Here is a 16,867-nt window from a genome sequence, read left to right on the forward strand (position 1 = left end):
AGTTCCGGTGCTTTTCGAGCTTTCTGGGGCTGTCGGCATGCGGTCAGCTCTCCCCGTCGGGTCCGGCCGGGTCGGCGACGATCAGGTCCGCGACCGTCCTGGCCACGTGTTGCACGTACGGTTCTTCCATGATCGTGAGGTGGTTGCCGGGCACGCTGACGACCTGGAGGGGGCCGTCGGTCATGTCGCTCCAGCCGTTGGTCGGGTCCTCGTGGCGGCTTCCGGCCGCGCCGTGCATCGCGGCGAGGACGTCCGGCAGCGGCTCGTCGGCACGGACCAGGGTGAGCCCCTGGTTCCCGGCCTCGGGCCGGTAGTTGAGCGTCGCGTGCCAGTTCGCTCGGTAGACGTGGAAGAGCCGGCGTATGACGGCGCCCGAACTACCGGCCGGCAGGACGCCCTCCTCGGTCGCGATACGGGCGATGAAGTCGAACTTCTCCTCCAGTGAGGTCAGTTCGTCCGGTACGCGCTCCATCGGGGAGTCGCCGCCGCGTTCCAGCCAGAGCAGTTCCCAGAAGAACCACCCGAGCAGTGCGTCGTCGTTGTGCAGGTGGCGCTGTCCCTGGGTCAGCGCGGTGGTGTCCAGGAGCACCAGGCGGGTCACGTCCTCGCCGGCCGCCCGCAGCCGGCGTGCGATCTCGAAGGCGACGAAGCCGCCGAAGGACCATCCGCCGATGGCGTACGGGCCGTGCGGTTGGACCGTGCGCAGCGCGGCGATGTAACTGTCCGCGATCTCCTCGACGGTGCGCAGCGGCGTGGTGCCGGGGTCTGCCCCGGCCGCCTGGAGCGCGTACAGCGGCTGGTCGTCGGGAAGGTGCCGGGCGAAGGGTACGTAGCACAGCACGTTGCCGCCCATGGGGTGGACCATGAACAGGGGCGGGCGGGTGCCCTGCGGGCGGATCGGCACCAGGGGGTCGTACGCGGCGACCGCGCCGCCCGCGCGCAGCCGCGCCGCGAGCCCGGCCGCGGTGGAGGTAGCGATGAACTGCGACAGCGGGATGTGCACGGCGTAGCGCTGTTCGATCTGGACCACCAGCCGCATCACGGTCAGGGAGGTGCCGCCCAGGTCGAAGAGGCTGTCGTGCACGCCCACGGCGGGCAGTCGCAGCAGGTCCGCCAGCATCTCGGCCACCGCGCTTTCGTAGGTGTCCTGCGGCGCGGCCTCGGCGGCTTCGGCCGTGGGGGCGAGCGGCATGGTGCGCAGGGCGGCGTCGTCCCGCTTGCCGCTGGGGGTCAGCGGCAGGTGCGCCACCCATCGCAGGTGGGAGGGCACCAGGTACTCGGGCAGCGTGGTGCGCAGCCGCTCGCGGATGGCGGTCAGGTCCGCGCTGGTGCCTTCGCCCACGAGGAAGGCGGCGAGGAGGCACTCGCCGTTCGGGTGCTGCCGGGCCACGACGGCGACGTCGCGCAGGTTCGGGAACTGTCCGGCCAGAGCGGTGACGGCCAGCTCCACCTCGGCCGGTTCGACGCGGAAGCCGCGCACCTTGACCTGGGTGTCGGCCCGGCCGGTGCAGACGATCGTCCGGTCGGGCAGCATGATCCCGAGGTCCCCGGTGTCGTAGAGCAGACGGCCCTCGCCTGCGAAGGGGTGCCGGACGAAGCGCTCCTTGGTCAGGTCGGGGCGGCCTTCGTAGCCGTCGGCCAGGCAGGTGCCGCCGAGGTGGATGGTGCCGCGTACTCCGGCGGGCACCGGGCGCATCCGTTCGTCCAGTACGTGCGCCTCGGCGCCGTCGACGGGGCGTCCGATCGGGGGCAGTGCGGGGAAGGCGGCCGGGTCGCCGGTCATGGTGAAGGTGGTGGCGACGTGGGTCTCGGTCGGCCCGTACTGGTTCTCCAGGACGGCGCCCGGCAGTGCGGCGCACAGCCTGCGGATCTCCGGGGTGACGCGCAGCTGCTCACCGGAGGAGATCAGCACCCGCAGCGCCCCGGGGGTGATGTCCAGTGCCTGGGCGGTCTCGGCCAGTTGCTGCAGTGCCACGTAAGGGAGGAAGACCCGCTCGATGCCCTCGCGGTCGATCAGGCGCAGCAGCTGGGGCATGTCGCGCCGCTCGGCGTCGTCCACCAGGTGCAGCGTGCCGCCGGAGCACAGTGTGGAGAAGATCTCCTGGAAGGAGACGTCGAAGCTCAGGGGCGCGTACTGGAGGGTGGCGCCGCCCACGGCGCCGCTGGTGGCCTGTGTCTGCCAGGCGACCAGGCCGGCCAGCGAGCGGTGCGGCATGGTCACGCCCTTGGGGCGGCCGGTGGAGCCGGAGGTGAACAGGACGTAGGCGGTGCTGTCGGCGGAGATCTGCGCCGGGGGCTCGGTGGCGGGGAACTCCGCCGCAGGGTCAGTGGCGGGGACCTGCGCTGAAGGGTTCGTGGCGGCCTCGGTCACCGACTCGGCGGGCAGCAGCAGTGACCGGTCGGTGACGAGGTGGGCGTGGGCGGCGTGGGCGATCACGCGGAAGGGCCGGACCGCATCCAGCATCATGGCCAGCCGCTGGGCGGGGTAGCCGACGTCGAGCGGCACCACGGCGCACCCGGCCCGCACGACGCCCAGGACCACGGCGATGGTCTGCGGTGAGCGGTCCATGGCGATCCCGATCCGGGCCTGGAGCGGGGCGCCGAGCGCGCACAGCCGCCGGGCGACCCGGTCGGCCGTCTCGGCCAGCCGCGCGTAGCTCCACCGCTCCTGTCCCATCGCCAGGGCGGTGGCGTCCGGGGTGCGGGCAGCCTGGCGCAGGAAGCTTTCGACGACGGTGGGCCGGGGTGTGGCCCTGGCGAGGGCCGGCCGCGGGGCGAGGAAGGCGAAATCGGGCTCCGCGTGCGGTTCCTCCACCAGCTTGCGCAGGATCTGCTGGTAGCCGTGGGCGAACAGGCGGGCCTGCTCCGCGGTGAATCCGTGGCTGCCATGGTCGATCCGCAGCCACACGCGGCCGCTGTCCGGTTCGGTGATCGCGTTCACCAGGAGCCGGAAGTCGGTCTCTTCCCAGGTGCGGAAGGTGCGCAGCCGTATGTCCGGCAGCGCCAGGACCTCGGACAGCTGGTGGAAGTGCACATAGTTGAAGGCGGTGTCCAGGACCGGGCCGCCGTGGTCCTCCTGGACGGCGCTCAGCGGGTAGCGCCGGTGGGGGTGGCAGTCCTGTTCCTGCCGGAAGGCTTCGCGTGCCACGTCCAGCCATTGGGCCTGTGCGACGTCCAGGCGCAGGGGCACGGTGTTCAGGAAGAGCCCGGTGGTGCGTTCGGCGTGGGCGAGTTCGGGCCGCCCGTGGGTGATCAGCCCGGTGGTGACGTCGTGGGTGCCGGCGAACATGGCCAGGGTCAGGCAGTGCGCCGCGAAGAGCACGGACTTCGTGGGCAGGCCGCGCTCGGCGGCGAACGTGCGTACCCGGGCGATGAGGTCGTCGGGCAGGTCGGTGCGGTGTGAGGCCGGTTCCCGGCCGGCGGCGGGCAGGTGCGTCCCGAACGGTTCGATGTGCAGCGGTTCGCAGCCGGCCAGCTTCTCCTTCCAGTACCGCCGCGCCTCGGCGGACTGCAGGGCGGCCCGCTCCTCCCGTACGTAGGACGCCGCCGAGGGCGGGACCGTGCCGTCGACGGGGCCGATGCCCAGGCCCAGGCCGTGCGCGTAGTCCTGGAGGAGTTCCTGGAGGAGGTTGGCCACGCTGCCGCCGTCGAGCAGCGCGTGGTGGAAACTGAGGACCAGTTCGACGGCCCCGGGCCGCACGTGGGCCCGCAAGAGGTACAGCGGCGCCCGGTCGAAGACGTAGGCGTGATGGCGGCGCTGTTCGATGTGCGCGCGGACCTCGGCGTCGGCCGCGGCAGCATCCAGCGGGCGCAGATCGACGATGTCCAGGCCGCCGGGCGCCTGCGGGCGGACGATCTGCAGCGGCTCGGAGAAGCCCGCCAGGTCGAAGGCGGAGCGCAGCGCCGGATGGCGCGCCACCAGCCGGTCGAACGACCGGCGGAACGCTGCCGCGTCCCAGGGCAGTTCGAGGGTGTACTGGAAGACGTCCTTGTACGTGGCGGACTTCTCGCGTCTGCGGCTGTGGTAAAGCAGGCCGAGCTGAAGCCGGGTGAGCGGCCAGGCGTCCTCGGCGCCTTCCAGGCGGGCCCGGTCCACGCCGGAGACGAGGGCGAACGGGGCGGGAGCGGCGTCGCCGCCGGGCGCCGCCAGGCTTTCGACGAGCGGGGCCAGTCCGGCCACCGTCGGGTTGCGGATCAGGTCGGTCAGGGAGAACCGCAGGCCCCGTGCTTCGGCCTGGGCCCGCACCTTGAGCATGAGGATCGAGTCGCCGCCGAGGGTGAAGTAGTCGTCGTGGACGCCGACGGCGTCGTGGCCGAGCACCCCGGCCCAGACCTCGGCCAGGACTGCCTCGGTACGGTTGCGCGGCGGCCGGCCGGTGGCGGGCTCGGCGGCATCCCGGGGCAGGGGCAGCGCGCGGCGGTCGGCCTTGCCGTTCGGGGTCAGCGGAACGGCGTCGATCCGCACGAAGAAGGCCGGGACCATGAACACCGGCAGCTTGTGCGCGAGCAGGTCGCGCAGGTACGCGGGGTCGATGGCCGCGTCGGCGACGTAGTAGCCGACGAGGTGGGTGCCGCGGGTGGCGGTGGTGCGGTCCACGACGATGGCGTCGCGGACACCGGGCAGGGAGCGCAGGGCACCGGCCACCTCGCCCGGCTCCACGCGGTTGCCCCGGACCTTGACCTGGCCGTCGATCCGCCCGAGGTACTCCAGGGTGCCGTCGGCCAGCCATCGTGCGAGGTCACCGGTGCGGTAGAGGCGCCCGTCCCGGGTGAACGGGTCGCGGACGAACTTCTCGGCGGTCAGTTCCGGACGGTCCAGATAGCCCCGCGCGACCCCGGCGCCGCCGATGCACAGCTCACCGGCGACCCCCACCGGCTGGGGCTGGTCGCCGGGGCCCAGCACGTACAGACGGGTGTTGTCGATCGGCCGGCCGATGGGGACCCGGGTGACGCTCCGGGCGGAGGCGTCCGGGCAGTCGTAGTACGAGACGTCGACCGTGGCCTCGGTCGGCCCGTACAGGTTGACCAGCCGAACCGGACCCTGCGCACCGGATGTGCCGACGACGCGGCGGAACTGCTCGACCCGCTCCGGCGGCAGGGCCTCGCCGCTGCAGAAGACGTACCGCAAGGACGCCAGGCCCGCGCGGGCCTCGGGCAGTCCATGCACCAGGTCGAGGAACGGGCCGAGCATCGAGGGCACGAAGTGCACGACGCTGACCCGCTGCTCACGGATGGTCCGCAGGATCTGACGCGGGTCCTGCTGGCCGCCGGGCGGCAGCAGGGCCACCACCGCGCCCTCCAGGGCCCACCAGAACAACTCCCACACCGAGACGTCGAAGGAGACCGGCGTCTTCTGCAGCAGGACGTCGCCGTCGCCCAGCGGATAGCGGCGCTGCATCCAGGCAAGGCGGTTGACGACGCTGTGGTGCTCGACCATCACGCCCTTGGGCCGGCCGGTCGAGCCCGAGGTGTAGATGACGTAGGCCAGGTCGCGGGCGCCGGCCAGCGGCGGGAGCGGGGCGCCGTCGGCCTGCAGCAGTTCCTCTATAGGGCGCACCTTCGTCCCGTCGGATCCGTCGGAGGCGCCGGACCCTTCGGGCCCGTCGGAGGCCGGGCCGGTGCGCAGGCCGGTGGCGGCGTCAGGGCCGGTGCCGGTGCCGATGTCCAGGCGGGTACCGGTACCGGTACCGGTACCGTCGATGATCACCACCTTGGCGCGGCTGTCTTCCAGCAGGAATCTCACGCGTTCGGACGGGTAGCCGGGGTCCACCGGTACGTAGGCGCCCCCCGACTTCAGCGTGCCCAGGATGGCCACCAGCAGCTGGGGCCCCCGCTCCATCATCACCGCGACCCGGTCGTCGGGGCCGACGCCCTCCTCGCGCAGGGCCCGGGCGACCCGGTTGGCCCGTTCGTCCAGTTCGGCGTAGGTCAGCGTCTCGCCGGTGGCGCCGATGACGGCGGTCTGCCCCGGGCGGCGGGCGGCCTGCTCCTCGAACAGGGAGTGGAGCGTGGCCCGGTCCGCGTAGGGCACCGTCGGACCGTGGCTGCGCACCGCGGTCAGGTCCTCGTGTTCGGCGGGCTCCAGCATCGGGACGGCCGACGCGGGCTCGTCCAGCATGTCCACGCCGTGCTCCAGCAGCGTTGCCAGGTGGCCGGCGACCGAGGCGATGGGCAGGTCCTCGTCGAAGACATCGAGGGCGTAGTCCAGGTCGATGCGCAGGTCGGACGTGCCCCCGAAGGCGAACACCATCACGCCCAGGGCGTCCTGATCATGCGAGGGGGCCACCACGGCGGGCTGCCGTTCGAGGCCCGGCACCGGTGACGGCCAAGCCCAGTTCATGTAGGAGAGCGTCACGTCGAAGAGCCGGCGGGGGCCCTCGGCCGACGGGGGCAGTTCCCTCAGGACGTCGCCCAGCGAAAGCCGTTGATGGCGCTGAAGCGCACGGGCCGCCTTCTCGGTTTCGGCGACGAGTTCACGTACCGTTCGTCCGCCGAGCGCCGGGATGCGCAGCGGCAGCGTGTTGGCGAACTGGCCGAGAATGTCTTTGTGGTGCTCTTCCGGACGGTTGAGTAAGGGGATGCCCAGCGCCACCTCCTGACCGCGGTGCAGCCGCGTCAGCCAGGTACCGAACATGGCGGCGACGTAGGCGAACGGCGAGCAGCCGGCGGCACGGACCCGTTCGGCGATACGGCCCTTGACGACGAACGAATGGCGGCCGCGCCCGCTCCCGCCGGCCGTGCCCGTGAAGAGCGCGGGCGCCGCGCCGGCGAGGGTTTCCCGGTGGAACGCACGGTCACGATCGCTCTCGGCACCGGCGCGGTAGGCGGCTTCCTCCTCGACGAACGCCAGGTAGGAAGCGGGCTCGTGGCACCCCGCGCGCTCCCCGCCGCCGCCCGTGGCCCGCGCGTAGTCCTCAAGGATCTCCTGGCTCAGCCGGTTGAGGGACCAGCCGTCGATGATGATGTGGTGTGTCTTGACATACAGGTGCGTGATGTCCGCGCTCTCCACCAGCAGTGTGGCTTCGGCCAGCGCGCCGCCGTCCGTGAGTGGCATCGCCGTCGCCAAGGAGCGCCGCATCCACGCCAGGCACGCGACGTCCGGTTCGGGCTCCTGCGCAAGGTCCACCCTGCGGACCCGCACGCCCTCGTCCCCCACCCACTGAAAAGGCGTCCCCGCCTCCTCGCCGAACCGCAGCCGGAACACCTCATGGCGATTCAGCGCACGTGCGATGCACTCGGCGAGCACATCGAGATCAAGCCCGCCCCGCAGCCGGTCGTGGAGAATGCAGTTGAACTGCGGGGACTGCGGAGCCTGAGAACTGGCGGCCCAGATATCGCGTTGGTAGGCCGTCAGCGGGCTCCGCGCGTGGCCGTTCACCTGCGCCTGTTTTCCCGGGAGGGTTGATTCGGCAACCACGATCCTCTTCATGATCGGCATCATGCCGCCTCATGACTGGGCGTATCCCTGAAGTGTGTGGCGAAAACAGCACTTGTGTGGCGCGATTGGCATCTGTTGTGACATGAATGGGCAACTGACGTGGCGCGAAAGGACATTTGCTGAGGCGACAACGGGGCAACCGCATCCCGGCTCCGGTGAACCGCGTACCGCTTCACACGCGAAGTGCCATTGCCACAGTGAACGGCGCTGGGCGTACGGACGGCCACCGCACACCCGGCACGTCCGGTGTCGCTCACCACGCTCGCGTCGTACATGCGCATACGGCGCCCACCACGGCCTGACGGCTGCTCATTGGGTGGGGCGGCCCCTTTCGAGGGCAGTCGAGCCGGGAAGACAATGATCAATAAGGTCGAGGCGGCGGCTTGCCTCCCGTTGTCCTGCAAGGGGCACTGGATGACGAGGGTTCCGTCGGCGATTCCATTCCGGCGACGTTCAGGGAAAGTCCGGTCGCCTGGTCGCTGACGTGGTGAGATCCGAAAAGGCCGGGACGGGATGCTGCACGCCGAAGTTCTGGGTGCCGTTGGAATCGACGTGCGGATGACAGTCCCGAACGTCCATCTGTGCACCCGCCTTGCCGACGGGGCCGCCGCCGACATCCGGACACTTGCCACTCGCGGCACCGACGCTCCGGTCGAACAGGAGCTGGAAGCCGTCGGGCGCAGAGTCCACATCTGGTTGGTGCCGTTGCCGGAGTTAACGTCCGGCAACAGCGGTCAGCGGTCCGCGGTCAGCGGTCAGCGGTCAGCGGCGGAAACAGGTCAGACGTGTGGCGGCATCCTGAACGGCTGGTCGAACGGCTCGTCCTCCCAGTAGGTACGCACGTTGCGGCACCCGGGCCGCGTACACATCCAGAACCCGTCCGGTGCCCGCCCCGTCTCCTCCCGCACAATCCGCCGCTGCTCGCGGCTGTCCAATGCGACGTGCTGCTCCCGCGACCGGCAGGTCGCGCAGTACAACTCCCTCAAGTCCTTCGCCATACCCCCACCGTCCCCGGCCTGTTTGGTTCCGGGAAGCCGCGCATGGGCCATCTGTCGGCATGCACGTTCTCACCGAACTGGGCGGGCTCGGGGAAGCTCCCTGTAGGCGTAGGTGGGCCAGCTCCCGCGCGGTCGGAGCGGTGCGGGTGGCAGGTCTTGGATGCGCCAGGAGTTCAGTGATCCGCGACCACGGGCAGCTTGGCCTCTCCCCCGCAGGTCTGGCGACCAGTTCAGCCAGTTCAGCCCCGGACGACAGGGGCCGGCGTATCAGGACGGACGGCAAGAGGTCCCGGTACGCCGACAGGCGCTGAGGGGCGCTGAGGGCGCCGAACAGTGGTTCCGCGAACGGCCCAGGGCCTCAAGGTCGTTCTCCGTCGGTCCCCGCGCACGGCCCCGGTCGAGCTACTGAGCGGTGGCCCTGCCCCATCGATCTGCACTGCGGCGCCGCCTGCCGTTGGTCCCGCAGCATCGGATCAGCTCCGTGCGGGGCCGTTGCTGCTCGGGGCGCGGCGCCGGAGGCGCACCACGACGGCCGCCACTACGGCTGCGCCGAGGAGTGTCCCGGCCAGGAGGCCGCCGTACGGTGCGGTGTCGAGCAACCGGTGGTCGCGCCACAGCCACAGCAGCGCGGCCGTGACCACTCCCGCGGCCGTGAAGCGCGCGCTTCGCCCGCCGCGTGCCAGGGCGGCGAACAGGAAGACCACCAATACGGCCAAGGGCGCCAGGATCTCCGCCATCCACAGTGCCTGTGTGGTCCACACCGTCTCCCCGACGGAGCCTTTGACCCAGGCGATGGTATGGGTGAGGAAACTGGCCACGGCCACGGCCGCGATCACTGTCCGGTCGCGGACGCGGACCGGCGGCAGGTCCGCCGGGCAGCACAGCAGGATCAAGGCGATCAGTACGGGATAGAGGATATCCGAGGTGGCGGCCAGCGGGCGGTCCAGGTACTGGTGGTAGATGAGGTAGTCCGTCTCGAACACCCAGGTGGTCGCGGGCAGGGCCACGACACCGAACACGGCGAGCAGCCGCGCCGGCGCCCACCGTCCCGCGGCCCCGCACAGCAGCGCCAGCGCACAGGCCAACGTCACGCACTCATTGACGAGCCACTCCACCCGGTCCGCAGTCCGCCCTCCGTCCGCCCATAGCTGCGCCGTCCAGTCGTCCGCCCACAGCGTGCTGTTCATCAGCACACCGAACAGAGCGGGGGCGCACACGACGGCCAGGACGTAGGGCGCGGCGGCAGCCAGAAAACGTCCGGGGCCGTCCGCGGAGGTCAGGCACAGATGCACCCGCAGCGCGTGCCGGACCATGTCAGAGGCCTCTCGCAAGCGCACCAGGCGTCCGGCGTCCCGGATCGCCTCGGCATGGATGGCGGCGATCTCCGGCCCGTGCTCACGACGGTATGACGCCGGGTACAGGCGCAAAAGCCGTGCGGCGCGGGCCTCTTCGGGGGACTCGGTCACACGGCCCCCTTCGGGCAGGGCCGGTGAACGGCGAGCCGTCGCTCGGCCTCGACGGCAGTGGCGCGCAGGCGCTCGGCTTCGGCGGCCAGCGTGGCGCGCCCCTCGGAGGTCAGGGCGTAGGTGCGACGGGCCCGTCCGCCGACGGTCTCCTCGCTGTGGACTTGGATCTGCCCGTCTTCCAGCAGGCGTTGCAGGGCGCTGTAGAGGGTGCCGGTTCGCAGTGTCACGCGTCCGTCCGAGATCTTCTTGACCTCCTGGGTGATCGCGTAGCCGTGCCGGGGCTGGTCCGCCACCGCGCACAGGATCAGTGAGCTCGGTTCCTGCAGAGATCGTCTTTTCACACCCCCACCATAGGTCGACCGACCGCATATGTCGACCAACTACCTATAGACGCTTCCGCATTCATGTCGGTCCGCTCGGCGCGTTCTGCTGCTTCGCGCCCGGCACGAACGCCCGCTCGCCCGCAGTCGGTCGCGGGCCGGCGGACCTGCACCTCGGTGCCGTCCAGCCGCAGCCCGACACCCCGGCTCCCAGGGAACGCCGCCGCCGTAGTTCCACCGTCCCGCAGACGTACAAGCGATCCCGCTCCCGCACCTTGCGGGCTGCCGGGCCGAGCAGGCGGACAAAGGTGTCTATGTAACGGTTTTCCGCGACACCGCTGTTACGTGGAAGCGATTCGTCCGTCAAAGACGCCTCGTAACTTACGCACAGCAGTCACCGCCCGCCTCACAGCACCGCCTGTGAAAGGCGCGTACGACGCACGTTTTTCGTCCCGTTCCACACGCTCAGCCAGTCAGGAGTCACGTATGTCCGCCTTACTGCGTCACCGCCGCACCGCCTTGCGCACCCTGGCGGCCTGCGCCGCGGTGACCGCCACCGTGCTCGGCCCGGCCGCCGCGGCGTTCGCCGACAGCCCGGCGCGCGCGGCCGGACCGACGCCTGCCGACATCGCACGGTGCACGGTCACCGAGAAGGTCGACTCGATCCTCCCCATCGAGGGTGCGTACGTGGAGATCGTCAACCGGCCGATCCCCAAGTACGGCCCTGAAGGGCCGCAGGCGGTCCTGAAGGACAAGAACGGCAACGTCCTCGGCGGTGTGACCTACAACCACCCCGTCAACGAGGAAGCCGGACTCAAGCTCACCGAGTTGGACAGCGGCCGGGCCCAGCTGTGGCAGCGCCGCCCGGCGGGCGGGGTCGCCTTCCTCCACACCCATGACTTCCCCGCGCTGCCCAAGGGCTGCCCGGTCCGCTGGGAGACCGAGGGGGGCGGCACCTACGTCCGGACGGTGAAGCTGGCGGACGGCGGCTCCATCGCCAAGATCTACCGGATGGGCCCCGACCACTACCGCGCGGAAGGCTTCTTCCAGGGCGAGTCGTTCGGTTCCATCAAGGCGACTCCCGCCACGCCCTACGTGGCCGGCAACCTCAACGGGATGATCACCGCGCTCTCCTCGAAGGGCGAGGTGGCCTCCTGGATCGCGAAGGCCCGCCCGACCGGCCCGCACAACGAAACGCTCGCCGACGGCAAGACCGTCGTCCGGGTAATCGAACTCGGCGACCAGCGCTACCGGGCGGTTCTCGCCGACAAGGGCGGGCGCACCCTCGGCATGATGGAGGTCGACGGCGACGCGAGGTTCCGCGCGGCGATCAAGGTCGGTTCCCTGTGGGCCGTACTGGAGACCGACGGCAGCGTCACCTCATACGTGGCGCGCTGAACCGGAGCAACGCCCCGCCTCGCCTGGGCGTCCCTCACCGCGCGGACACCGCCGCGTCCGCGCCGGACGCCCAGGCAACTCGCCCGGCTGCATGCTCACTTCGCAACTTCGCCGCCAAGCCCCTGGACGGGACAGCCGACCTCAACAGGCCTGTCAGCCGACCTCAACGGGCCTGTGGCAGTCGGCCACAACGATCACAGCACCGGCGTGGCAGGCAGCGCATCGTTGGCCGCCGGCTGGGAGGGCAGCTTCTACTGCCGGCGCGCCGGACGCCCGGTCAGCTCCTCCCATGCCTGGATGGGCGGTCACTGCCTCAGCCGGGCCGACGGCATGGCCTTCGTGAGTGGTCGTCATCAGGCTCGGTGCGTTATGCCGCTTTGCGGATCGCTCGCCTGAGTAGCAGCGGAATGGCCTGGTGATGCAGGGGAGCTGCTGAGGCCCATACAGCCCGGCCGACAGGGTTCTTGAAATGCACGAAGGTGGACCATGTCAGTGAGGAATGGTCCAGGCGAACCATGTTGCGCGCAGTGAGCAGCGGCGAGTGCGCCTCCAGCGTGACCGCGTCGGGCCCGGACTCCGTGACGAGCCAGCCCAGTACGTGCTGCGCCGAAACGCGCGGGCCCAGCCGCAGGCCCAGCCCGCCGCGCCAGCCGCCGTACAGGCACCGCCGGAGGACGGCGGGCGCCTTCTCGAAGACGGCTCGGGCCCAATCCACTGGCAGCAGGTGCGGCAGGCCGGTAGCCGGTACCGCGAACGCCGACGCGTAGTGGGCACCGGCCGGATCAACCCGGACGCGGCGTACGGGCAGCGAACGCGAGGCAGACATGGGCGGAGTATAAAGACGCATCGGTTTTCACAACAGCCCCACTCGCGCGCCGAGAGGGCAGCAGCGCCCCGATCTCGTCCGGGGCCCTGGCGGTCACGCGCCACCGCGACCGCCGTCTTTCCTCTTCGTTCCTTCGGGCGCGCTCCCTCCGGCGGGCTGGACGCCCCCTGCTGGCCAGCCTCCGCCAACAGCTGCCCAAGCACGCAGATAGGAGCTATGCACCCGAGCCGACCAGACACCGCATCCCGTACAGGCGGCGCCGACCGTCGTGCACTGCGCCTCAACACCCACTATCTCGATATTCACGTCGACCGACAGCACGGCGATGTCCGCGATCGACGGGAACAACAGCTCCTTCAGCCGGAGCGCGACCTCTTCCACGGCGGGCTTTCAGCCCGACCACACCTGTGACGGCCGTTTTTCGGGCAACTTCCGGAGCTGACCCGAGACGCTCAGCTGTCACTCACGGTGACGGCGTCACGGAAGCTGTGCCAGAGCCCAAACTCCCCGACATACCCAGCGGCACGGACTACATCATGCTGTTCCGGGCTCATGCAGTGCTTCCACCTTGGGCTGGTGCCGGACTTCGACGTCTACGACGCGGCGGTGTGGAGCGCTCCGGTGCCGCTGAGTCACACCTCGATCAAGGCGAAGGGCGAACCGCAGGAGGTACCGGACTTCACCCCCGGCCTGTGGCACAAGCCCCGCCCGGGGGCGGACTCCCCCAGGCCGAAGGGGTAGCGGCGCCGGGGCCGGACGGGCCTGATGCCGTGCCCGGCCCCCGGGCCGGTCCCGACACTAGTTGACCTGGCCGATGGGGCGCATCTGGATGTGGTTGATGTCCATTCCCTCCGGCTGGTCCAGGGCGAACAGGACGCAGTCGGCGATCTGCCCGGCGGTCATGACCGGCGCGTTGGGACGTCCGCCGCGGTTCTCCCAGAAGGGGGTGTCGACCATGCCCGGCGCCACCAGGGTGACGCCCACTCCGTCGGGGGTGGCCATGAGCCGGGTGTTCTCCGCTAGGGCGTGCACGGCCCACTTGGTGACCGAGTAGAGGTTGCCGGGCGTGTTCTTCACGCCTGCCACCGAACCGACCAGAACCAGCCGCCCCTTGGTGTCCTTCAGATGCGGCAGGGCCGCCTGGACGACGAGCGCGGGCCCGAGGACGTTCGTGAGGATCATCGAACGCATCGCCTCTGGCACGTGGTCGGCAAGCGTGCCCGGGAGGGAGAATCCGGCGCTGACGACGACGTTGTCCAGCTGCCCCCAGGACTGCACGGTCAGGTCGACGGCCCGGCGCACGTGCTCGGCGTCGGCGGTGTCCCCGGGTAGCGTCATGAGCTGGTCCTTCGCCGCGCCGGTACTGTCGGCGAACTCCGCCAGCCGTTCGGCGCGGCGGGCCGTGACGGTCACCCGGTGTCCCCGCGTGAGGAGCCGGCGCGCGGTTTCGGCGCCGATTCCGGTGGAGCCACCGGTGATCAGCGTGACGGGTTCCATGGGTATGCCTCCTCGTTGATGGCGGGCATCGGGTCTCCGCCGGGGTTCCAGGTGTCGATGAAGGCGGACTGGCGGCCGAGTCCGACCAGTTCGACGTGCCCGCCGAGACTGGCGAGGCGGTGGTAGGCGAACGGCCGCCCGAAGGGACAGCCACTGAACGTCTGCGGAAAGCCGGCCGCGGAGAGCCTGTCCGTACCGGACGTGATGTCGGAGGTCCACCACCCCAGGTGGTGAAATCCGGGCCGGCTCGTGTCACCCCAGGGGCCGCCGGGCGGGGCCTCGATCAGCTCGATGTACGGCGCACCGCCGGCGGTGAACACGATCCGGTAGTCCCACTCACCGATCGATGCCTCGACCGGCTCGCTCCACTGGACGGCTGCCGCCGTGGTCAGGTCCCGCATCGCCGCCTCCAGGCGCGGGACGGTGAAACAGACGTGGTAGAAGTCGCTCATGCCACATTCTCCCGCTCGGTTTCCGGCTGCGCCGCGCGTGCCGTGACCGGTGCGGGGAAGGCGTTGCGACGCGCGCCCACCGCGATGGCGGCCGCCAGCACGAAGACGGCGCACGAGATCCACGGCAGGACGGCCACGCCGCCGAAGCCCAGAGCGACACCGCCGGTGACGGAGCCGATGGACATGCCCGCGTTCAGCACGGTGACGATCATCGACTGGGCGACGTCGGCAGCCGGTCCGGCGGCGCGGGCGGACGCGGCCTGGAACATGGTCGGGGCGAGACCGAGGGCCGATCCCCAGCCGAACATCACGACGACGACCGGCCACGCCTCGGTTCCGAGCAGGCCGAACAGGGCCATACAGGCGGCGAACAGGCCGAGCGTACCGATGACGACGGCACGGAGGTTTCTGTCGATGAACGCTCCGGCGGCGAACAGCCCCGCCATGGCGGCGACGCCGAACGCGAGCAGAACCGGGCTCACCGCGTCTCCGAGACCGGCGCGCCGCAGGTAGGGGTCGACATAGGTGTAAAGGTTCATGTGGCCGACCTCGAACAGCAGGGCGGAGGCCAGGATGGCCACCAGGCCCGGCAGCAGGAAGACGCGGCGCAGGGGCATGCGGGTGGCGGCCTCCTCGCCCGGGAAGGGGCGCACGGTGGTGTGGATCCACAGGGCGACGAGGAGGGCGAGTCCGCCCATGACGGCGAAGGTGTAGCGCCAGCCGAGAAGATCTCCGGCGTACGTTCCCACGGGGACGCCGAAGGCCAGGGCGGTGGGCACGCCGGCCATGGAGACGGCCAGGGCCCGGCCCTTGACCGGCTCGTCGACCAGCCGCATGGCGTATCCGGCGATCATGGCCCACTGGACCCCCGCCCCCATACCGGCGACGAGCCGGGTGGCCATGGTCAGCGCGTAGGAGTCGGATACGGCGGTGAGGATGTTGACCAGGGCCACGACGGCGACGGTGGCCACGAGCAGGGGCCGCCGGGGCAGACCACGCGTGAGCGAGGTCAGGGGTATGGCGGCGATGACGGACCCGGCGGCGTAGACGGTCAGGAGCTGACCGGCCTGGGCCTCGGAGACATCGAGTCCGCGACCGACATCACCCAGGAGACCGGCGGGGACGGTTTCGGTCAGCATGGTCAGGAACCCGGCAGTGGCCAGGGCCAGCAGACCACCTAATGGAAAGGTGCCACGTTTACGTGTCACGACGGTGACGTTCCCCCTTGTTGAACAGTGTCTGGTGGGCCCCCGCGCGGGGCGGAAGTACGGTAGGGCCCCCGGTGGCCTCGCGGCCGAAGCCGCCAGGAGACCCTAGGGGATCAGCGGACGCCGTTGTTGTTGATGAAGCGGGGTCCGTAGAAAACCGGCCGACTCAGCTCGGTATATCGCGCAAGCGCCTTGTACTGACGCGGGTAAAGCTCTTCGAGGCGGCCGATGACCTGCGCGGGCACCCGGTGGCGCATGATGGTGAAACACGAACTCACCCGCATCTGGTCCATCTGCGTCACCGCTGCCCCCAGGGATGGCCACCAGGTTTCCGCCGGGCCGTTCCACGCGCGGTCGAGACAGGCCATCATTTCGGTGTAGGCGTTGTCGAACCTTTCCAGTTCCTTACGGACCTCCGCCGCGTCCGGGTCTTCGGCCAGTACGGCCGCATAGCCGTCGGAGGGGACCGCGAGGGTATTGATGACCACCGGCCACACGATCTCTTCACCCTGGAAGAAGGCGGCCTCGTTCTCCCGCGTGATCTCGGCGCCCGCTTCGGGAGCGAGATAACGCCGGCCGTACCGCAGTTCGGCGAAGCGGGCGTAGTGGGACCCCTCCCGCTGGAAGTCCTCACCGGCTTCCACGGTTCCGGTTCCCCGGCCCTCGCCCTGTTCGGTGATGAGATCGAGCCCGGCGTGGAACTTCTCCACGGGATCGACGCCCTCGGCCGGCTCGAAGGTGAGGTAGCCGAGATTGCCACCGATCTGATTGGACGGCCCGCCTTGTTCGACGGCACGCCGCAGGGCGTCCTTGTGGTTGTCGACCGCCTCGCGGATCGCGTCGTAAAAGGCGCCGATGGTCGGGTAGACCGCGGCGCGCTGCCGGGAGTCGAGCAGATAGTCCGGCGCCTCCAGACGCATGAAGTTCTCCAGCGAACGCGGGGAGAGCTGCGCGAGGATGACCGGCAGGTCGGGTGCCACGCCGCCGGGAAGACCGCGGGTGGCGTAAACCGGGTCCAGGGTGGCGATGCGCGGTGTGCCGCCCAGGGCGGCAACCATGTTGGCGGCGATGGCCATGTGGACCATCTCTTCCATCAGCACCGAGCGAATGGTGTTGTAGGAGGGGTAGTTCTGTACCTCCAGGGAATACATGGCCGCGCAGTACAGCGGCATGGTGGAGTGCTCCAGTGCCACAGCGGTCTGGAGGGCTCCGCGAATCCAGCTGATGTCGCGCAGGAAGACGGGCGTCACCTGGGCAGCCACGG

The 16,867-nt window shown here is 70.4% G+C and carries 10 protein-coding genes and 1 pseudogene; 3 read left to right on the forward strand and 8 right to left on the reverse strand.

The features are described from left to right. Window positions 1-43: 43 nt before the first annotated feature. Window positions 44-7,429 carry an amino acid adenylation domain-containing protein gene (locus CP973_RS21470; protein WP_150243997.1) on the reverse strand — a complete coding sequence of 2,462 codons (7,386 nt, stop codon included), beginning with the start codon at window positions 7,427-7,429 and terminating at the stop codon, window positions 44-46. Window positions 7,430-7,951: 522 nt separating this feature from the next. Between CP973_RS21470 and CP973_RS40115 the strand changes: the two genes are divergently transcribed. Then, complete coding sequence (locus tag CP973_RS40115) at window positions 7,952-8,272, forward strand: hypothetical protein (RefSeq protein ID WP_167538478.1); 321 nt, start codon at window positions 7,952-7,954, stop codon at window positions 8,270-8,272. A gap of 637 nt (window positions 8,273-8,909) precedes the next feature. Here the strand turns inward: CP973_RS40115 and CP973_RS21480 are convergent. Beyond that, complete coding sequence (locus CP973_RS21480; RefSeq protein WP_150243999.1) at window positions 8,910-9,902, reverse strand: hypothetical protein; 993 nt, start codon at window positions 9,900-9,902, stop codon at window positions 8,910-8,912. Then, window positions 9,899-10,243 (reverse strand): PadR family transcriptional regulator, encoded by a 345-nt coding sequence (locus CP973_RS21485; protein WP_150244001.1) that lies wholly within the window; start codon window positions 10,241-10,243, stop codon window positions 9,899-9,901. Before CP973_RS21485 ends, CP973_RS21480 begins: the two co-directional genes overlap by 4 nt. A 465-nt stretch (window positions 10,244-10,708) precedes the next feature. On the opposite strand from CP973_RS21485, the gene CP973_RS21490 reads away from it, so the two are divergent. Continuing rightward, window positions 10,709-11,620 carry a hypothetical protein gene (locus CP973_RS21490; RefSeq protein WP_150244003.1) on the forward strand — a complete coding sequence of 304 codons (912 nt, stop codon included), beginning with the start codon at window positions 10,709-10,711 and terminating at the stop codon, window positions 11,618-11,620. 367 nt (window positions 11,621-11,987) lie between these two features. Here CP973_RS21490 and CP973_RS21495 read toward each other — a convergent pair whose 3' ends face one another. Further along, window positions 11,988-12,446 carry a DUF2867 domain-containing protein gene (locus CP973_RS21495; RefSeq protein WP_150244004.1) on the reverse strand — a complete coding sequence of 153 codons (459 nt, stop codon included), beginning with the start codon at window positions 12,444-12,446 and terminating at the stop codon, window positions 11,988-11,990. Window positions 12,447-12,967: 521 nt separating this feature from the next. On the opposite strand from CP973_RS21495, the pseudogene CP973_RS21505 reads away from it, so the two are divergent. Then, window positions 12,968-13,187: pseudogene (locus CP973_RS21505) on the forward strand (gfo/Idh/MocA family oxidoreductase); the annotation flags it as partial. 57 nt (window positions 13,188-13,244) lie between these two features. On the opposite strand, the gene CP973_RS21510 reads toward CP973_RS21505, so the two are convergent. From CP973_RS21510 to CP973_RS21525, 4 genes are all read right to left on the reverse strand, one after another. Continuing rightward, window positions 13,245-13,943, reverse strand: coding sequence for an SDR family oxidoreductase (locus tag CP973_RS21510; RefSeq protein ID WP_208853276.1), 699 nt, complete (start codon window positions 13,941-13,943; stop codon window positions 13,245-13,247). Continuing rightward, on the reverse strand, window positions 13,925-14,395 hold the full coding sequence (locus CP973_RS21515; RefSeq protein ID WP_150244006.1) for a VOC family protein: 471 nt from the start codon (window positions 14,393-14,395) through the stop codon (window positions 13,925-13,927). Before CP973_RS21515 ends, CP973_RS21510 begins: the two co-directional genes overlap by 19 nt. After that, window positions 14,392-15,603 (reverse strand): MFS transporter, encoded by a 1,212-nt coding sequence (locus tag CP973_RS21520; protein ID WP_280119022.1) that lies wholly within the window; start codon window positions 15,601-15,603, stop codon window positions 14,392-14,394. The genes CP973_RS21515 and CP973_RS21520 overlap by 4 nt, the downstream gene beginning before the upstream one ends. A 113-nt stretch (window positions 15,604-15,716) precedes the next feature. After that, a complete protein-coding gene (locus CP973_RS21525; RefSeq protein ID WP_208853277.1) occupies window positions 15,717-16,865 on the reverse strand; it encodes a ferritin-like domain-containing protein in 1,149 nt (382 codons plus the stop codon). Window positions 16,866-16,867: the final 2 nt, after the last annotated feature.

It is taken from the genome of Streptomyces albofaciens JCM 4342, from assembly GCF_008634025.1.
In the GTDB taxonomy this organism is placed as follows: Bacteria; Actinomycetota; Actinomycetes; order Streptomycetales; family Streptomycetaceae; genus Streptomyces; species Streptomyces albofaciens.